This window comes from Bradyrhizobium sp. USDA 327 (genome assembly GCF_041262065.1).
Classification (GTDB): Bacteria; Pseudomonadota; Alphaproteobacteria; order Rhizobiales; family Xanthobacteraceae; genus Bradyrhizobium; species Bradyrhizobium liaoningense.
This window is the reverse complement of the sequence record NZ_JBGCCW010000001.1, coordinates 2,075,747-2,094,383: the sequence shown is the minus strand read 5'-3', so window position 1 is coordinate 2,094,383 and position 18,637 is coordinate 2,075,747. Positions and strand designations below refer to the sequence as shown.

The 18,637-nt window shown below is 62.8% G+C and carries 16 protein-coding genes; 14 read left to right on the top strand and 2 right to left on the bottom strand.

The genetic code is table 11. The annotated features are described in order from the left end of the window. Positions 1–6: 6 nt before the first annotated feature. Positions 7–378 carry an H-NS family nucleoid-associated regulatory protein gene (locus ABIA42_RS09465; protein ID WP_124158568.1) on the bottom strand — a complete coding sequence of 124 codons (372 nt, stop codon included), beginning with the start codon at positions 376–378 and terminating at the stop codon, positions 7–9. A gap of 737 nt (positions 379–1,115) precedes the next feature. Here ABIA42_RS09465 and ABIA42_RS09460 point away from each other — a divergent pair. After that, positions 1,116–1,505: an H-NS family nucleoid-associated regulatory protein gene (locus ABIA42_RS09460; RefSeq protein WP_370157132.1), complete on the top strand. Its 390-nt coding sequence runs from the start codon at positions 1,116–1,118 to the stop codon at positions 1,503–1,505. A gap of 20 nt (positions 1,506–1,525) precedes the next feature. On the opposite strand, the gene ABIA42_RS09455 is transcribed toward ABIA42_RS09460, so the two are convergent. Beyond that, on the bottom strand, positions 1,526–2,395 hold the full coding sequence (locus ABIA42_RS09455; protein ID WP_370114035.1) for a nucleotidyltransferase family protein: 870 nt from the start codon (positions 2,393–2,395) through the stop codon (positions 1,526–1,528). 1,508 nt (positions 2,396–3,903) lie between these two features. Between ABIA42_RS09455 and ABIA42_RS09450 the strand changes: the two genes are divergently transcribed. The 13 genes from ABIA42_RS09450 to ABIA42_RS09390 all read left to right on the top strand — a co-directional run bounded on the left by ABIA42_RS09450 (position 3,904) and on the right by ABIA42_RS09390 (position 18,636). Continuing rightward, positions 3,904–4,206 carry a hypothetical protein gene (locus ABIA42_RS09450; RefSeq protein ID WP_370114037.1) on the top strand — a complete coding sequence of 101 codons (303 nt, stop codon included), beginning with the start codon at positions 3,904–3,906 and terminating at the stop codon, positions 4,204–4,206. Between the two features lie 170 nt (positions 4,207–4,376). Further along, a complete protein-coding gene (locus ABIA42_RS09445) occupies positions 4,377–5,105 on the top strand; it encodes an MBL fold metallo-hydrolase (protein WP_370114039.1) in 729 nt (242 codons plus the stop codon). Positions 5,106–5,602: 497 nt separating this feature from the next. Continuing rightward, positions 5,603–6,247 carry an alpha/beta fold hydrolase gene (locus ABIA42_RS09440; RefSeq protein WP_370157131.1) on the top strand — a complete coding sequence of 215 codons (645 nt, stop codon included), beginning with the start codon at positions 5,603–5,605 and terminating at the stop codon, positions 6,245–6,247. Between the two features lie 266 nt (positions 6,248–6,513). Continuing rightward, positions 6,514–7,764: an ABC transporter substrate-binding protein gene (locus ABIA42_RS09435; protein WP_061882139.1), complete on the top strand. Its 1,251-nt coding sequence runs from the start codon at positions 6,514–6,516 to the stop codon at positions 7,762–7,764. 121 nt (positions 7,765–7,885) lie between these two features. Next, positions 7,886–8,713, top strand: a complete 828-nt coding sequence (locus tag ABIA42_RS09430) for a helix-turn-helix transcriptional regulator (protein ID WP_271526120.1) — start codon at positions 7,886–7,888, stop codon at positions 8,711–8,713. 193 nt (positions 8,714–8,906) lie between these two features. After that, positions 8,907–9,917 carry a branched-chain amino acid ABC transporter permease gene (locus ABIA42_RS09425; RefSeq protein ID WP_370114043.1) on the top strand — a complete coding sequence of 337 codons (1,011 nt, stop codon included), beginning with the start codon at positions 8,907–8,909 and terminating at the stop codon, positions 9,915–9,917. Position 9,918: 1 nt separating this feature from the next. After that, complete coding sequence (locus tag ABIA42_RS09420; RefSeq protein ID WP_370143761.1) at positions 9,919–11,001, top strand: branched-chain amino acid ABC transporter permease; 1,083 nt, start codon at positions 9,919–9,921, stop codon at positions 10,999–11,001. After that, entirely contained in the window at positions 10,994–11,776 is a 783-nt protein-coding gene (locus tag ABIA42_RS09415; RefSeq protein ID WP_194388096.1) for an ABC transporter ATP-binding protein, read from the top strand. Before ABIA42_RS09420 ends, ABIA42_RS09415 begins: the two co-directional genes overlap by 8 nt. After that, on the top strand, positions 11,769–13,979 hold the full coding sequence (locus ABIA42_RS09410; RefSeq protein ID WP_370114046.1) for an ABC transporter permease: 2,211 nt from the start codon (positions 11,769–11,771) through the stop codon (positions 13,977–13,979). Before ABIA42_RS09415 ends, ABIA42_RS09410 begins: the two co-directional genes overlap by 8 nt. 3 nt (positions 13,980–13,982) lie before the next feature. Further along, positions 13,983–14,816, top strand: a complete 834-nt coding sequence (locus ABIA42_RS09405) for a phosphoenolpyruvate hydrolase family protein (protein ID WP_271526124.1) — start codon at positions 13,983–13,985, stop codon at positions 14,814–14,816. Positions 14,817–14,842: 26 nt separating this feature from the next. Then, positions 14,843–17,743: a flotillin domain-containing protein gene (locus ABIA42_RS09400; protein WP_370157130.1), complete on the top strand. Its 2,901-nt coding sequence runs from the start codon at positions 14,843–14,845 to the stop codon at positions 17,741–17,743. Positions 17,744–17,752: 9 nt separating this feature from the next. Continuing rightward, positions 17,753–18,190, top strand: coding sequence for an SRPBCC family protein (locus ABIA42_RS09395; RefSeq protein ID WP_018643039.1), 438 nt, complete (start codon positions 17,753–17,755; stop codon positions 18,188–18,190). Between the two features lie 2 nt (positions 18,191–18,192). Next, a complete protein-coding gene (locus ABIA42_RS09390; protein ID WP_370114048.1) occupies positions 18,193–18,636 on the top strand; it encodes an SRPBCC family protein in 444 nt (147 codons plus the stop codon). Position 18,637: the final 1 nt, after the last annotated feature.

Below are 18,637 nucleotides of genomic sequence, written 5' to 3'. Positions count from 1 at the left end.
ATCAAATCACGCTCGCTGCCGTATCCTCGAATTTGCTTCGCCCAAACGGAACTCCTCGATTTTGCGGCCCGACTTTATAGCTACAACAAGCCAACGTGGCCGTTTTCCACGACCCGACCAGGTTTCGGACGTCTGTGGATTGCGGTATTTCGGGAGCACTCGTGGATATTTGCGTCTGGGCTTTCCGGTAGACGAAATTGCCGGTCCCATCGACGTATTGGCAAAGGCCCCCATACCGACCCCGAGCACCGCCAGCCGTTTCTCAAGTTCTTGCTTTTCAGCCTTGATCCGGGCTGATAAAATCCCGTTAATTTCCTCATGAAGCGACCAAAGATCGTCGAGGGACATCGCTTCTAGTTCAAGCTTCTTAGTCGTCATGCTGGATCCCGTAGTTGCGCCCATATGATACTTCCCCGGTTGATTAATCAAGAACCGAGTGTCAATTTTCCAAAAGAATGTATGGAACCAAAGCGGAATTTCGCGTTCCACTTAACTAAATAATGCGCGCTAATCAAGGCGGAACATAAGCTATCCGCAGAATCTAATTGCGGGAAAGCGAACATTGCACCCATACGCGTCGCCGCTACCGCAAATATACAATTCTAACTCGATTCTAAATAATGCAGGAATGAATTAAGCGGGCCGCAAGACCAATCTGCCACGCCCCGCTCTCATTGAGTGTGCGCGGCGGGCCAGTCGGCCTCCCCGCCTTCTGGGGAAGCTTCTTGTGATGCGCCCCTCCGTTCGTCGCAACTGGAGGCGAATAGCCTCAATGTCGCTGAGCGCACGCCGCCGAAGCTCAATTTGCTCTTTCAGAGCCTGGACGTCCGTTAATGCAGCCGAGGGAACGATAAACCGCCTGATCGAACTCTCGAGACGACTGAGAGGGTAATCGACAATATCCATTTTGCCCTTGTGCCTACCGTCACTTTTGCTCAATTGCCGAGCCAATTAATAAAATAATCCTCGCAATAATTATTAAATAATATACTATTTATTTAGTATCGCGTCAATTGAAAGCGCTGGCTTTGGTCCATCGTTTCATTCATCGCTCGAACAAAGATACTCAAAAAGGTGAGGATGATGCGTCAGGGGTCAGGCAAACGGTGACGAGAATGCTGCATCGGCAAGATCTCGAAGCCATGGACTTTGAAGAACTCTGGCTCCTCCACGAGGAGCTAACAAAGATACTTGCCGAGAAGATCACGGCCGAGAAGCGGGAACTCGAAAAACGCCTTGCGCAGCTCAACCAGCCGGAGCAGTTCGCCGAATCTGAAAGCGGCGCCGCCGCGACGGGATTGGGCCAGCCGCCGCGCCGCAAGTACCCGAAGGTCGTACCGAAATACTTCAACCCACTCAAGCCCACGGAGACTTGGTCTGGACGCGGTAAACAGCCTCGCTGGCTGGTTGCGGCGCTCCAATCGGGGCACACGCTCGAAGAGTTCAGGATTCGCGAGAACGGCGGATCGTCCGATCGGAATGCTGGTGGTCAAGGGCATTCCTAGCTCTGCTCGCCTGCACAGATTTAGGCCGTCCGAAACGTTTTAGCCCTACGGATTCCAGAGCGATATGCCGACTTGGCTGGGTTCCGGACCGCAAACGTGCATGAGATCTGTCGCCAACTCCTCCAAACCTCTCGTCTGACCGTCACTGGATTTAGACCTTTCCTGCACGAACTGCGGTGGCTGCCCTCAACAAGAACTGTAAGGTGTCCGCTCTTGGCATGGATCACAATCCGGGCCGCGCACCCTGGTTTGCGTGTAGCTGGTGATCGCCTCTCCCCGTAATTTCTGAGGTCCAGAACATTCATCGCCAAGAGTGGCACGCGCGTAGCCGGAAAGCGAGATTGCATCAACTGTCGCATGAACTGCAGGCGGGGAATCAGCCGGCAACGTAACGCATGCGGAATCTCGACGCCGAGCAATTCAGCGAGAGCGACCAGCTGGCTTTCAACAGCGTTCTTCATCAATTCGCCCGAGACAAAAGAGGTAAGCTCCCTCCAATCGAGGCCCTCGGCAGAATCGTTTAGATCGCGTAGCTCTACAAGATGTCTCAGGTCGAGATCACCGAGCCAATACCCATAGTCTTGAAACTGATCATGGGTGATCAATACGAGCGCACGGTAGGTAGGGGTGGGGATATATACGCGTGCCCGTGCCAACGACGCAGGGACACAATGGTTCAGCGCATGCCCGAAGTTCTGGTAGAGGTGCGCAGGACCTGGAGCTGCGTGCTGCAGGTCGATGGACCCGACATCCTGCGAGCGATTTAGGTCGACATGCCATCTTCGGCTTGCGGAGGTGGTCCGGTCATGAATATCGCAACCAATTCCACATAGCGCGGCGACTGCCACTCTGGCCTCATCTGGCATGACCGTAATATCCAGATCAGACATTCGCCGGCGGCGTGCTGGTCCGAAGTAAAAAATGGCGAAAGTAACCGCCCCAAAAGGTCCCGATTTGCCGCCCGGACATTTATTCTTTGCCGACCTAGATTCGAGAAGGCGCAATCGATCGTCATTCGCCAATCGACTTCGAGCAACGCTCGATCGATCCAGACGTTGACGAGCTGCCGCGTGAACTGGCGCGCCGTGTGCTCCTCAATCCCTAGCTCCGCAAGCCCCTGATCGATGTATTCCAGAGAGGCGCCTTGCGCCAACTTGCACCAAATAAATCCCTCTACTCGGTCGAGTTCAAAGATCTTCTGCCCTGCTTCGCTAAACAGTAACGATCGACCGTGCAGCAGCGCGAACCCGCATCTGGCGCCGGCTTCAACACCATCTCTGCCGATGTTCTTTCCAGCACGCCTTCAAACCAATATTGAACAAATCCGCCTCGCCCTTTGCCTGAGGCGGCGACAGCGGCTGCGATGCAATTGTCGCGCTTGCATTATCGCCCTAGCCGACAAACGAACAGCCGCCGCCTACGCCATTCAGTCCAGCCAGGCCCTGGGCGCCGCGTTCCCGTTCAGCCGCCCCCTGGTCCGACTGCTTTCGAAATGACAATCTGGCAGGTCATGCCGCGAGCTGACCGTCCTTGCTCCTTCCTTGCGGAGAAATGTCCAAGACCTGCTCTCCGAGCAAGCTCGCTCTCGTCATCAATCGATAAGCATCCAATAGGTACCGATAAGCTTCGCGAGCCGCACTCCGTTCTCTCAAAATGCGCTCCTTCTCGCCTATGCTTACCAATTCCGCGCGCATTTGAGCCAACTGCGGTGTCTCGGGAGCGGGCTTGTACTCGCTAAGATTTAATTCCCACATCATCTCCTCCAATCGGGAAGCTTAGACGAATTTAGCTTACGTGATTGGCATAAATTAACAACGACATTTATATATATAGCTTACAATCAAAATTTGTCTCACATTTGAAGTTCGCGGACCGAACCGATATCAGTAATGGGATTACCGCAGCGCGTGCGAAGAGGACTGAACTTTCGCGGCAAGGCATCGCAATATATCGCCCGAGAGTCGGAAACCAGACCGACATCCGAGATTTTCGTTTGCACATTAAATGGAAACAAAGAATATTAATGAACTGCAGGCTGGGAGTGAAACAAGTGGTCCAGTTTGGCCGATCTGTCCTTCCAAGATGACATTAATGGTTTATCGCAAGCGGAAGATTTCGCACCAAGTCGCAGCAGTTTCGATATGACCGTCGTTAGAGGCCTCCCAGAAGCTTTGGGTTGAGGTCGGAGCCTCGTTCAGGTTTCCGCGCGAAGCCGGATTCCGAAGAATTCGCCAAGAAGGAATCCGGTCGGATGGAAAAGCGTCCTCGCGAGCAAACTGCCCTTTGCTCGAACAACGACCCAGGCGCGATGCCCCCCAAGTCACCCGGACTGATGAGAGCGCACTACAGCCGGCCGGCGCCCTTTTAGTTGACCAATACGCTTTTCAGGGAGGCGCCTATGGGTATGATCAAGTGTCCACAAACCGGTCACGCGATTCCTACCGGGATCAAATCCGATCCTGAGAACTTCCTGCGGAGCATCGTATTTTTCGGCAATACTCGTTGTCCGCTCTGTCGGGCTAATCACAACTGGTTCGCCCGCGAGGCCTGGGTCGAAGAGCCAGTTGTCCGGACGAAGGTCGATCTCGGCGAGGCCATTGTCGTCGGCCAGCCGACCCCGACCGTATTCCCACATCCTGCATCGGAGCCACCTTCGTTCAAGGCATATCGCGGCTCGGACGAGCCGCGATATGAGGGTTAAGGCCGAAACGGCAGCGTGAAAAGCTGGGCCAGCCTCCCTTCCGATATCGACAGTGTTGATGGGACCTATCGGGCCCGCGGCTCTCCCTAAGGCGCGGCGCGCTTCGTACCTCACGGTGACCGCAGCCCGGGCAACCAGGCCGCCTAAGCGGCGGCCCAGTGGAGAACATCTTGATGACGCAAGCGGCCAAGACCTATCAAGTCGGCGAAGCATCCATCTCGTGGATCGACGAGTTGCGGCTTGCCACATTCAAGTTCGACGCGCTCTATCCGCATGGTGAGGTGCAGGCGCTGGAGCGCTATCGCGACCGCCTGGAGGCGGGCTCATTCGAACCTGGGACCGGCACCTTCATTCAAAGCAATCACAGCTGGCTGGTCAGGACGCCGCACCACACGATCTTGATCGACACGGCCACCGGCAATGACAAGAGCCGGCCGGAGATCCCACCGCTTCACCGGCTCAACGAGCCGTTCCTGACGCGGCTGGCGGCAATGGCTGTCACGCCGGAGCAGGTCGACTACGTGCTGTCACCCACGTGCATGTCGATCATTTCGGCTGAAAAACCCGCCTCGTCGACGAGCGCTGGACCCAAGCCTCCCGAATGCAACCTATGTCTTCTCCGCGATCGAGCAGGCCTATGGCGAGAGTGTCGCGACAGGCACAGAGCCGATCGGACCGGCCCGCCCTGCCTCGGCGCCGCGCCGCGCAAGCCGGCCGACCGTGTCTCTAACGACAGCGTCCGGCCGGCGATCGAAGCCGGACTTGCCGGGCTCATCGTGGTGGACGGGGGCGAGGTCCTCGAGGGCATCTCGTTCGTTCCGACACCCGGCCACGGCGTCATCACGCCTCCATCCGGCTCGTCTCGGGTGGCGAGGAGGCGCTTTTCGCCGGAGACGTGATGCACCATCCGCTCCAGGTGTGTGAGCCCTCGCTCAACTCTTGCTTCTGCGAATTCCCGGAAGCCCCTTTGCGCTGGCGTGCCGTCGTGCTGGAGGACGCAGCCGAGCGGGACGCAACGATCTTCACACCCATTTCGCACAGTCTTCGGTCGGCCGCGTCAGCCGGACCGGAGGACGCTTTACCTGGCAATTCGTCTGAAACGAGAGCGATCATGAACCAGCACACCAGCGCGCGCAGACAGGCCCGAGATCGCGGTCGAGGACCTCATGATTCAGAGCGACATGGCCAGAATTTCGCTCGCTTGCACAACAAGTGATCCGCGGCGCTCAAGACCTTCTCCACCGAGCGAACCGTCCTGATGATGCACGGCGCGACCTATTGATCGGAAAGCCTTTCGACTTTGCGCTCGACGTGCGCGGCTACGGCCAATCGACCGTCCGCCCGAGATGGACGTGCCGCCGGAGCAGTCTGACCGCTTGTGCGCACCGAGGTTGCCGTGCGTTGCCTCGCCAGGGCCGTCGAGCACATCCTAGAGCAACGCAACAGCAGGCGGCTCAGTCTGGTTGGTACGTCCTGGGGCGGCTCGGTGGCCGATGCTTACACGGCGGACAACAACGACAAGGTTGTCAAGCTCGCGCTGGTCGCGCCACTCTGGTTGCTGCAGGGTCCGGCTCCGATCGATGCAGGCGGGTGCCTCGGCGGCTATCGTAAGGTTCCGGTGCTGGACTTCCGGAAGCGCTGGCTTTCGGCTGCGCCGGAAGCGGCACGATCGAGCCTGATCCCCTCGGGCGGCTTCGAGCTCTGGGCAAACATCTCGCTCGCGACCGACCCGCAGGGCAGATCGCAAACGCCTCCAATCATGCGTGCGGTCAACGGCCCGGTCTTCGACATTCGCGAACACTGGGCCGACGGCAAGAAGCTGTATGATGCCGGCGACATTCGCGTCCCTGTGCTCCTGGTCCATGCGGAATGGGATCAGGATTCCCATCACCTGGCGCAGGACTTCTTCCTCTCGCTGAGACATGCGCCATACCGGCGATGGGTCGGGATCGGCGAAGGCATGCACATGGTTCTGCTGGAAAAGAACCGTCTGCAGGCGCTCGACGCGATCAACCAGTTTCTCGCCGAAGACTATAGCTAGCGCGCTCCTCGCCGATCTGATCCAGGAAGAGCACGAGGCAGACTTCCACTTGGGACATTTTTTCGCGGCACGAGCGCCTGCTGCACCGCGAAAACCATCTGCGCCGCAACATTCAAAAATGAGACTGCCAGTCAAACCGAACGGGGCACCGATACGTGCACCGCATTCGACTTCGGCTAGCTTCCCTCTAAAGCCGCGGCCTTCGAGAGCCACGGGCGTCGCGCAGGTCGGCGCGGCAACAAAACGACGACACAGGGGAGGAGCACATGTCGAAATGCAGCATGGGACTGCTCGCGTTGAGCAGCCTGTTTCTTTCGGGCGCGGCGATCGCCCAGGAAAAGATCAAGGTGGGCGTCACCGCAACCCTCGAAGGCACTTACACGGTGCTTGGCGAAGATGGGATGCGCGGCCACCAGACGGCACTCAATGTGCTGGGCAAGAAGATCGGCGACAAGGAACTCGAATTCATCGTCGCCTCGACCGACGCAACGCCGGACTCGGCCGTGCGCGCTGTGCGCAAGCTGATCGAGCAGGACAAGGTCCAGATTCTGCTGTCGCCGCTCTCTGGCGACGAGGGGATCGCGGTGAAGAACTTTGCAAAGACCCATCCCGAGCTGACCTTCATCAATGCGGCCTCCGGCGCGCAGGAAACGACCTATGTCGACCCTGCCCCGAACTTCTTCCGCTACAATATGGACGGCGCCCAGTGGCAGGTCGGCCTCGGCAAATACGCCTATGAGGACAAGAAGTACCGCAAGATCGCAACCGTCGGCGAAGACTATTCCTTCATCTACACCCAGGTGTTCGGACTGGTGCTCGAGTTCTGCGGAATGGGCGGGCAAGTCACCAATCGGCAATGGGTGCCGCTGGGAACGAAGGACTTCGCCTCCGTCATCGCCGCCCTGCCCGACGACGTCGACGCCATCTATCTCGGGCTCGGCGGCGCGGATGCCGTCAACTTCCTCAACCAGTATCAGCAGGCCGGCGGCAAGGCGCATCTGATGGGCGGTTCCATCATGATCGACCAGACCATCCTGTCGTCCAAGGGCAACGCCAAGAACGCCCTCATCGGCACCATTGCGGCGAGCGGCCAGGCCGACACCTGGGAGGATCCGGGCTGGCAGAAGTTCGTGAAGGCCTATCAGGATGCCTTCCCGCCCAACAAGCGTTTCCCAAGCCCTTCGCTGCTGGCCACCAACTACTATGATTCAACCATGGCGCTGATCCTCGCGCTGCGCCAAGTCAATGGCGACCTCTCCAACAACCAGGCGAAATTCAAGGAAGCGCTGGCGAAGATCGAGCTCGATGCGCCGAACGGCAAAATCAAGCTCGACTCCAACCGCCAGGCGATTGGCACCAACTTCGTTACCGAGGTCGTCGACGACGGCAAGGGCGCGCTGTTCAGCAAGGTCGTGAAGGTGATTCCGAACGTGAACCAGACGCTCGGCTACGATCCGGCCGTCTTCTCCAAGATCGGACTGCCGAGCCGCACCGTTCCGGAATGTAAGAAGTACTGACGCATCACCTCGGCGGTCCGCAGACGGGGAGCGACTTGCTGACGCGGTCGCTCTCCGCTCTTGCAATCTCGTCGGCGTTGTTGAACGCTGACCGAAAAGAGAACATTCGGGAGGGGAAGGCATGAGCCGTGCGCTCGCCGTCTTCCATGGCCGGTTCGGCCGGGCGACGGTTTACCAGTTGAACCGCCCTTTCAATATCCACGCCCATCGTGAAGGTCATCTGATCTTTCATGTCGGCGGCATGCCCGCATGCATTGATGTCTCCAACGGGCATTTTGATCTCACCGAATCGTCCGTCGTCGCCGTCAATCCGTGGGAGCCGCACAACTTCCTGCCGGCCGATCTCGATGGCGGCGCCATCTTTTTCGTACTCTACGTCAACGCCGAATGGTTTGCGCCCGATGCTTCGGGCAGCGACCGGCTGCGCTTCGGCCGCACCCAGTTCAGGCGTACTCCTGCACTCGACAAGCATATCAGGCGGACCGCCGCGCTCGTGTGCGGCGCACCATCGCTCTCCAGTCTCGATTCCGAGCTGAGGAGGCTGATCGACATCTGCTATGACGAGAGCTGGCAGCAGGCCGAGATCGCGCGCGATCCGCGCGCAAGCGGCTCCGTCACCGACTTTCGCGTGCGCAAATGCATCAAGATGATGTCGGAAAGCCCCGGTGCCGAGATCGAGCTTGACACCATCGCGCGCGAATCCGGCCTGTCGCGGCCCCACTTCTACCGATTGTTCCGCGTGCAGACCGGCCTCACGCCGAACCTCTATCTCAATACGCTGATCATGGAACAGGCGCTCGAAGCGCTGGTGGCGAGCGAAACGCCGATCGCCGATATCGGCTTCGATCTCGGCTTCTCCTCGCAGAGCGGTTTCACCCGCTTCTTCGCCGCCAATGTGGGGATGGCCCCGACCGATTATCGTCGTGCAGCCAAGGTTTTGCGCGCCTGAGCGCGAGCCACGAAAAGATACTCACGATCAAACGCCGCCCTCGCCGCCCGGGTAGGATGTAGGCAACGCGATCCCGAGATGATCGCGACCGACGGGAGCGCACGTCCATGGCAAGGCCTGCAGCCGCTGCAAGGCTGTTCGACCTGCATTCAGTGAACCTTCGGCCTGTGGCCCGGACAACCGGACGGCGCATATGAGCCGCTTTGTCGAACGCCATCCCGCTTGGGCGCTGATCGTGATCATTGCCATAGCCGTCGCGCTCTGGCTGATCTTCGCGATCTGGCCGCCGGGTCTCGAACAGGCCGTCGGCCGCAAGCGCGTCTTCCTCAACGCCGTCTTCAACGGCATCACGCTCGGGGGCCTCTACTTCCTCGTCGCCAGCGGCTTCACGCTGATCTTCGGCCTGATGCGCAATGTCAATCTCGCCCACGGCTCGCTCTATCTGTTCGGCGGCTATGTCGGCTACGCCGTCAGCGCCTCGACCGGGTCCTGGGTCCTCAGCTTCATCGCCGCCTTCATCCTGACCGCCCTCGTCGGTGTCCTGCTTCAGGTCATCGTATTCCGCCGAATGGAGGGACAGGATCTCAGGCAGACCATGGTGACGATCGGGCTTTCGATCGTGTTCGCCGACCTCATGCTGTGGGCCTGCGGCGGCGACTTCTACCAGATCCAGACCCCGAACTGGCTGATCGGGCCGGTGGAGCTGCCACTGATCACCGCGATCAAATCCTCCGGCGAGCCGGTCTATCTCAGATATCCCTCGGTGCGGCTCGTGATCTTCGTGGCGTCCGTGGTCATCGGCGTGGCGATGTGGCTCGCGCTCAACCGCACCCGGATCGGCATGATCATCCGCGCCGGCGTCGACGATCGCGATATTCTGGCTGCGACCGGCGTGCGCATCCAGCTCGTCTTCGTGCTGGTATTCGCCTTCGGTGCGGGACTTGCCGGCATGGCCGGCGTCGTCGGCGGCACCTTCCAGTCATTGTCGCCGGGAGAAGACATCCGCTTCCTGCTCGCCTCGCTCGTGGTCGTGATCGTCGGCGGCATGGGCTCGATCCCCGGCGCCGCGCTCGGCGCGCTCATCATCGGCCTCGCCGAGCAGCTCGGCTCGGTCTACATCCCGACCTATGCCATCGTCGTGACCTTCCTGATCATGGTGCTGGTGCTGGCCATCCGGCCCCAAGGCCTATTGGCGGGGCGCTGAGATGTCGCTCGCTCACGATGCTCACGTTGCCGTTCGCCCCGCCGCCGTGGCGCAACGCCCGGCGCGGACATGGCCGGAAGTCAACAATCCCGCCGCCTGGATCGTCGCCGTCATTCTCCTGATCATGCCGCTGATCGCCAGCGGCTTCTTCCTGATCGAGATCTTCGCCTCCACCTTGATCCTCGGAACGATCGCGCTGAGCCTGATGTTCCTCGCCGGGTACGGCGGCATGGTCAGCCTGATGCAGCTCACCATCGCCGGCTTCTCGGCCTATATGGTCGCGGTGTTCGGCGTCAGCGGCAACGCCAATATCAGCCTGGGCTGGCCCTGGTGGCTCGCGGTGCCGATGGCGCTGGCGCTGGCGACTGCCTTCGGCACTCTCGGCGGCGCGCTCGCGGTGCGCACCGAAGGCATCTACACCATCATGATCACGCTCGCGATCGGCGCGGCCTTCTACTATTTCACCAACCAGAACTGGGCGATCTTCAACGGCCATACCGGCATCAACACCGTCGCGACGCCGCACTTCTGGGGCGTGAACTGGCGCGCAGACATTCCCTTCTACTATATCGTGCTCGCGGTCGCGGCGCTCTGCTATTTCGCGGTCGAGTATCTCTCGCGCGCGCCCTTCGGCCTTGCCCTTCAGGGCGTACGCGACAATCCGCGGCGCATGGCCGCGCTCGGCTTCAACGTCAATGCCCACCGCGTTGCGGCCTATGCTTTCGCCTCCTTCGTGGCCGCGCTCGCCGGCGTCCTCCAGGTCTGGAACTATCGCCAGATCTCGCCGGGCTCGGTCAGCGTCGGCGCCTGCATCGACGTGCTGATCATCGCGGTCGTCGGAGGCATCACGCGCCCGATCGGCCCCTTCATCGGCGCGCTGATCTTCGTGCTGCTCCGCACCTTCGCGCTCGACTTCCTGGTCCGGCTTGGGCTCGACGGCAACCGCTTCCGCCTGCTGATCGGGCTCGGCTTCCTCGCCATCGTGTTCTGGTCGTCGGATGGCGTCATCGGCCTTTGGCAGCGTTGGCGTCAGAGCCAGCGTCCACGAACGGACCGCCCAGGCGGAGGACGCGACCATGGATAGCGTCGCTCAACGCCTTTCCGCCGTTGGCGCCGGTGCCGCTCTCGAGCTGCGCGGGGTGACACGGCTTTTCGGCGCCCTGGCGGCGCTGACCGACGTCACCATCACCGTGCGTCCGGGCGAGCGGCGCGCCGTGCTCGGCTCGAACGGCGCCGGCAAGACCACGTTGTTCAACTGCATCACCGGCGACTTCCCGCCCTCCTCCGGCACCATCCGCTTCTTCGGCGAGGACGTCACGCACTTCCCGCCCTATGAACGCATCCGCCGCGGGCTGCGCCGGACCTATCAGATCTCGGCGCTGTTCCCCGGCCTCACCGTCCAGGACAACGTCTATCTCGCCTGCCGAGGCGTCTCGCGCGGGCGCTTCTCGTTCCTGCGTCCGGGACAGAACGATGCCCTGATGCATGCGGCCGACAATCTCGTGCAGGCCGTGCATCTCTCCGCGGTGAAGGACCAGCGCGTGGCCGAGCTCGCGCACGGCCAGCAGCGTCAGCTCGAGATCGCGCTCGCGCTCGCCGGCGCCCCGCGCTTCGTTCTGTTCGATGAGCCTGCCGCTGGCCTATCGCCGACCGAGCGGGCCGAGTTGATCGAGATCCTGACCTCGCTGCCGGCGCACATCGGCTACATCATCATCGAGCACGACATGGACGTCGCCTTGCGCGTCGTCGAGAGCGTCACGATGATGCACAACGGCCGCGTCTTCAAGGAGGGCCTGCCGGAGGAGATCCAGTCGGATCCCCAGGTGCAGGAGCTCTATCTCGGAGGCGGCCATGAATGAGGCCCGCCGCAGCAGTGCCGCACTCGAGGTCCGCGGCCTCGACGTCTACTACGGCCACTCGCACGCGCTGCAAGGGGTCGACCTCACGCTGGAAAGCGGCGTGTTCTCCGTCGTCGGCCGCAACGGCATGGGCAAGACCACCCTGTGCAAGGCGATCATGGGCTTGGTGGAGGTAAGCGGCGGCTCGATTCGCGTCCATGGCGAGGACGTCACGCGGAGGCCGCCGGCGCAGATCGCCCGGCTCGGCGTGGGCTATGTGCCGCAGGGCCGCCGGCTGTGGCGCTCGCTTAGCGTCGACGAGCATCTGCGGCTCGCCGGAGGCATGCGCTCCGGCGCCTGGACCGTCGAGCGCATCTACGACACCTTCCCGCGTCTCGCCGAGCGCAAGGATCACGGCGGCGGTCAGCTCTCCGGCGGCGAGCAGCAGATGCTGGCGATCTCGCGTGCGCTGCTCACCAATCCGCATTTGCTGATCATGGACGAGCCGACCGAGGGCCTCGCGCCTGTCATCGTGACTCAAGTCGAGGAGATGCTGCTGCGGCTCGGTGAGGACGGCGACATGTCCGTGCTCGTGATCGAGCAGAACATCGGCGTCGCCACCGCAATCTCGCGCAACGTCGCGATCATGGTCAACGGCCGCATCAACCGCATCATCGACTCCGCGCGCCTTGCCGCGGACCGCGAGCTTCAGCAGCGCCTGCTCGGCGTCGGGCTTCACGCCGAGCTCGAGCCCGATGTCGACATCGCACCGTCCGGCCGTGAAGTAAAACCGGCGCCTGCGCCACGCCGCGACGGGCCGCTCCGCATCTACATCTCCAACCCGACGCTTCCGACGCGATGGTCCCAGCCCGTGCCGATCGCCCGCATCGAGGCCGCCGCCCGCACGGTCTCGACGCAAGTCGCGCGGCTCGACGAGACGGTGCGGCGCAACCGCGAGCCGGTGGCGGCCCAGGCCTCGGGCCCGCCTGTCGTGCTGGTCGTCGGCACGCTCGACACCAAGGGCCCCGAGCTGCGCTACATTCGCGACATCATCTCGGAAAGCGGACTGCGCACGCGGCTAGTCGATGTGTCGACCAGCGGCAAGCATTCGTCGTGCGACGTCTCCGCGCAAGAGATCGCGCTGAATCACGGCCGCGGCGGCTCCGCCGTGTTCGGCCCGGATCGCGGCGCCGCCGTGACGGCGATGGCCGATGCATTCGCCAGCTGGCTGCGGCGCCAGGGCAATGTCGCCGGTGTGATCTCGGCCGGCGGCTCGGGCGCGGCGTCGCTGGTAGCGCCGGCCATGCGCACCCTTCCCGTCGGCGTGCCTAAGCTGATCGTCTCCTCCGTCGCCTCCGGCGATGTCGGGCCCTATGTCGGACCAGCCGACATCACCATGATGTACTCGGTCACCGACGTGCAGGGGCTGAACTCGATCTCGCGGGCGGTGCTGGCCAACGGTGCCAATGCGCTTGCCGGCATGGTGAAGGCGCGGCTCGAGGCGCGCGCCGCAACGGCGCGCGAGCCCCGCGGCCTGCCCTCGGTCGGCATCACCATGTTCGGCGTCACCACACCGGCCGTTCAGAAGATCGCGGCGGAGCTGCGCGATGATTTCGAATATCTCGTGTTCCACGCCACCGGCGTCGGTGGCCGTTCCATGGAGAAGCTCGTCGAGTCCGGTCAACTCGCCGGCGTGATCGACCTCACCACGACCGAGATCTGCGACCTGCTGATGGGCGGCGTGTTTCCGGCGACGGAAGATCGTTTTGGCGCGATTATCCGCAGCCGCCTGCCCTATGTCGGCTCGGTTGGCGCGCTCGACATGGTCAATTTCGGTGCGCCGGACACCATTCCCGAACGATACCGCAGCCGCAAGTTCCACGTTCACAATCCGCAAGTGACGTTGATGCGGACGACCGCCGACGAGAACGAGCGCATGGGCCGCTGGATCGCCGATCGGCTCAACCAGATGGACGGCCCCGTGCGCTTCTTCCTGCCGGAGGGCGGCGTCTCCGCGCTCGATGCGCGAGGCCAGCCGTTCTGGGACCCGGAGGCCGACGCTGCCCTGTTCCGTGCGCTGGAGCGCAACGTGCGGCAGACCGGCAACCGGCAGATCATTCGCGTCCCCAAGAACATCAACGATCCCGACTTCGCCGCCGCCATCGTCGGCGCGTTCCGAACCCTGTTCGGCCGCGCTGGCGCGCGACGGAGACTAGCGAGGTGACCGATGGCCAGATTTGAACGCGCAGCCCTCCTGAAGAAGTTCCGCGACATGGCGAGGCGCGGCGTGCCGATCGTTGGTGGAGGTGCTGGCACCGGGCTGTCGGCCAAATGCGAGGAAGCTGGCGGTGTCGATCTCATCGTCATCTACAATTCCGGCCGCTATCGTATGGCTGGCCGTGGCTCGCTCGCGGGCCTGATGGCCTACGGCGACGCCAATGCCATCGTGCTGGAGATGGCCTGCGAGGTGCTCCCCGTGGTGGGCCAGACCCCGGTGCTCGCGGGCGTCAACGGCACCGATCCATTCCGCGATATGGATGTCTTCCTCGACCAGCTGAAGGCGCTTGGTTTTGCAGGCGTGCAGAACTTCCCGACTGTCGGCCTGATCGACGGCACCTTCCGGGCCAATCTCGAAGAAACCGGCATGTCCTATGCGCTCGAAATCGACATGATCGCGAAGGCACACGACAAGGACATGCTGACCACGCCCTACGTGTTCAGCGAGAAAGAGGCGACCGCCATGGCGATCGCCGGCGCCGACATCATCGTCTGTCACATGGGTCTGACGACCGGCGGCACGATCGGTGCGCAGACGGCACTGAAGCTAAAGGACTGCCCGGCGCAGATCGACACCTGGGCCTCCGCAGCGCTGAGCGTCAATCCGGACATCCTGGTGCTGGCCCATGGCGGTCCGATCGCGGATCCCGCCGACGCCGATTTCATCATGAAGAACACCCGCCATTGCCATGGCTTCTACGGCGCCTCCTCGATGGAGCGACTGCCGGTCGAGCGGGCGCTGACGGAGCAGGTCCGTCAGTTCAAGGCGATCGGCGCGCGGTAACGCCGGAAGGTTCGAGGGAGGGAAAGATGTCAGGGATGTTGGTCGGTGAATTGATCCTCTGGCTGATCGTCGCGATCGTCGTGATCGTGGTTGGCGTCTACATCGTGAACTGGCTCTACCATCGTTCCTCCAAGGAGACGTCGTTCGTCCGGACGGGTTTCCTCGGCGAACGCGTGGTGATCAATGGCGGCGCCTTCGTGCTGCCATTCATCCACGACTACACGCCGGTCAACATGAACGTGCTGCCGATGGGTGTCGTCCGCTCCAGACAGGATGCCGTGATTACCCGCGACCGCATGCGGGTCGACATCGAGGCCGACTTCTACGTCCGGGTGCAGCCAACCCGCGAAGCGGTCTCGATCGCCGCGGCGACGCTCGGCCGCCGCACCATGGCGCCGGAGCAACTTCATGCGCTGCTCGCCGGAAAATTCATCTCCGCGATCCGCTCGGTCGCCTCCGAGATGACCATGGAAGAGATGCACGAGCGGCGCGGCGACTATGTCGCGCGCGTCAAGACCGAAGCGGCGGAAGCCCTCGCCCAGAACGGCCTCGAACTGGAATCGGTCGCCATCACCGATCTCGACCAGACCGATCTCGAATTCTTCAACCCCTCGAACCGGTTCGACGCCGAAGGTCTGACCCAGCTGATGCAGGACATCGAGGCCAAGCGGAAGCTGCGCAACGACATCGAGCAGGACTCGATGATCAAGATCCGCGCCCGCAATCTGGAGGCCGAGCGGCAGGCGCTCGAGATCGAGCGCGAGAGCGAGACCGCGCGCCTGGAGCAGGAGCGCGACATCGAGATGCGCCGCGCGCTCCAACGGACGGAAGTCGCCCGCGAACGGGCACTCCGCGAGACCGAGGCCGAACAGGCGCAGATCTCTGCCCGCGAGACCATCGAGCGCGCCCGCATCGCCAATGACCAGGCGATCGCCGAGGCCCGCATCGCCTCGGAGCGCGAGACCCGCCAGAAGGAGATCGAACGGACCCGCACCATCGAGGAGAAGGAACTGCTGGCGCGCGAGGAGATCGAGAAGACCCGGATCGCCAACCAGCGCGCGATCGACACCACCCGCATTGCCTCCGAACGCGAGGTGCGCCAGCGCGAGATCGAGCGGATGCGCACGGTCGAGGAAGCCGAGATTGCGGCCCGCGAAGCCATCGAGAAGGCGCGGATTCAGCAGGACCGCGTCGTCACCGATGCGCGGATCGCCAACGAGGAAGAGACGAGGCGCCGCGAGATCGAGCGCACCCGCGCCGTCGACGAAGCCGAAATCGCCGCGCGCGAGGCGACCGAAAAGGCCCGCATTGCCCAGACGATGACCGTCAATGTCGAGCGCATCTCCTCCGACGAGCGTACCCGCGCGCTGGAGATCCAGCAGGTGCGCATCATCCAGGAGGCCGAAATCGAGGCGCAGCGCGCGGTCGAAGCCGCCCGCATCGCCCGAGAGCGAACGCTCGCCGCCGAGCGTATCGCCGCCGAGCAGAACACACGGCAATTGGAAATCGAGCGAAACCAGGCGCTCGACGTCGCCGGCATCGCCGCACGCGAGGCCACCGAGGCGACGCGTATCGCCCAGGAAGAACGTGTCCGTTCGCTGGAGATCGCCCGCAACCGCGCCGTCGAGGAGGCCGATATCGCCTCGCGCGAGGCGATCGAGGCGGCCCGCATTGCCCAGGAGAAGGCGGTTGCGGCCGAACGCATCCAGGCCGAGCGCGCAACCCGCGCACTGGAGATCGAACGGACCGGCGTATTGGAGGCGGCCGAGTTGAAGCGTCGCGACGCGATCGAGCGCCAGCGTATCACGGTCGACCTGGCGCTCGAGGCCGAGCGTATCAATTCCTCGAGGCAACGCGAGGTGCTCAACATCGAGCAGAAGAAGGCGATCGAGATTGCCGACGAGGACCGCGTCATCGCCCTCTCGACCAAGCGCTCGGAACGGATCGATGCCGACCGCCAGGTAAAGCAGGCCGAGATCGTCGCCCGCAAGGAGGTCGAGACCACCGATGTCTCCCGCGAGCAGGCGCTGGAGGCGGCGCGCATCGAGCGGCGACGCGCCATCGAACAGCTCGAGGTCGCCCGCGTCCAGTCGCTGCAGGAAGCCGAAATCGGCGCGCGCGAGGAGGTCGAGCGTGCCCGCATCGCCTCCGACCGCGGTCTCGACGAAGCCCGCATCGGCCGCGAGCGCGAGCTGCGCAAGCTCGAGGTCAATCGCGAGAAGGAGGTCGAGACCGTCCTGATGGAGAAGGCGATTGCGATCCATCTGAAGTCCCTGGAGGAATCTGCGGCCAAGGCGTCGGCCGAGGAAGCGCGCATGCGCGCGACGGAAGCTACCGAGCGCGTCGTCACGGCGCGGGAGAGCGAGATCGCCAAGCGGCGCAAGACCGTCGAAATCCTGCTCGCCGAGAAGCAGGCCGAGGAGACGCGCATCGCGGCCGAAGCCGAGCGCGTGCGCTCGGCGGTCGAGGCCGAGGCGCAGCGGATGCTCAACGAGGCCGAGAACGTGCTCACCGACCAGGCGCGATACTCGCTGTTCCGGCGCAAGCTGCTCGACCGCATCGAGGGCATCGTGCGCGAGAGCGTCAAGCCGATGGAGAAGATCGAGGGCATCCGCATTCTCCAGGTCGATGGCCTCAACGGCCACGGAAATGGCAATGGCGGCCGCAGCGCCACCGACGAGGTGATCGACTCCGCCCTGCGCTACCGGGTTCAGGCGCCGCTGATCGATTCCATCCTGTCGGACATCGGCGTCGAGGGCGGCAGCCTCTCGAAAATGCCGGGCCTGATCCGAGAGGCCCGCGACATGCAGGGCATCAAGGAGTCCGCACGCAAGAGCGGCGGTGCCGGCGACAAGCCGGTGGCCTCGCCGCCTGCGGTCGAAGGTGGCGAACCGCCGGCCGAGCGCGGGCCAAGGAAGAAGAGCTGAGGTCGCGCCATGGCCCGCGTCTACGTCTCCACCGTCGTCAACGCCCGCAACGACCGCGTCTGGGCACGGGTGCGCGATTTCAACGGCTTGCCGAACTGGCACCCGGCCATCGCCGAAAGCCGGATCGAGGGTGGCGAGCCTTCCGACAAGATCGGCTGCGTCAGGGATTTCCGCCTGCGCAACGGCGACCGCATCCGCGAGAAGCTCTTGGGGCTCTCCGACTACGACATGTTCTGCACCTATTCGATCCTGGAATCCCCGATGGGCGTCGAGAACTACGTTGCGACGCTGCGGCTGACGCCCGTCACCGACGGCGACCAGACCTTCATGGAATGGACCGCGGAATTCGACTGCGCGCCGGAACGGGAGACCGAGCTCGTCAGCAACATCGGCGGCGGTGTGTTCCAGGGCGGCTTCGACGCGCTGAAGCGTGTGTTCGGAGGTTAGCCGTGCCGCATATCGTCAAGAGCACGATCCTGAACGCACCGACCGACGCGGTGTGGGACGTGCTGCGCGATTTCAACGGGCACGACCGCTGGCACCCGGCGGTTGCGACCTCCTCGATCGAACGCGCGCAATCCGCCGACAAGATCGGCTGCGTCAGACGGTTCAAGCTCAAGGACGGCTCGGAGCTGCGTGAGCAGCTGCTGGCGCTGTCCGACCTCGAGCAGACCTTCAGCTATTGTCTGCTCGATACGCCGATCCCGATGTTCAACTATGTCGCCCATGTCCGCCTGCTGCCAGTCACCGATGGTGACCGCACCTTCTGGCATTGGGAATCCCGCTTCACCACCAAGCCCGATGACAGGGACCGCATCACCCACATGGTCGCGGAAGACATCTACCAGGCGGGGTTCGAGGCGATCCGCCGCCATTTGAAGGAGGCCGCCTAGC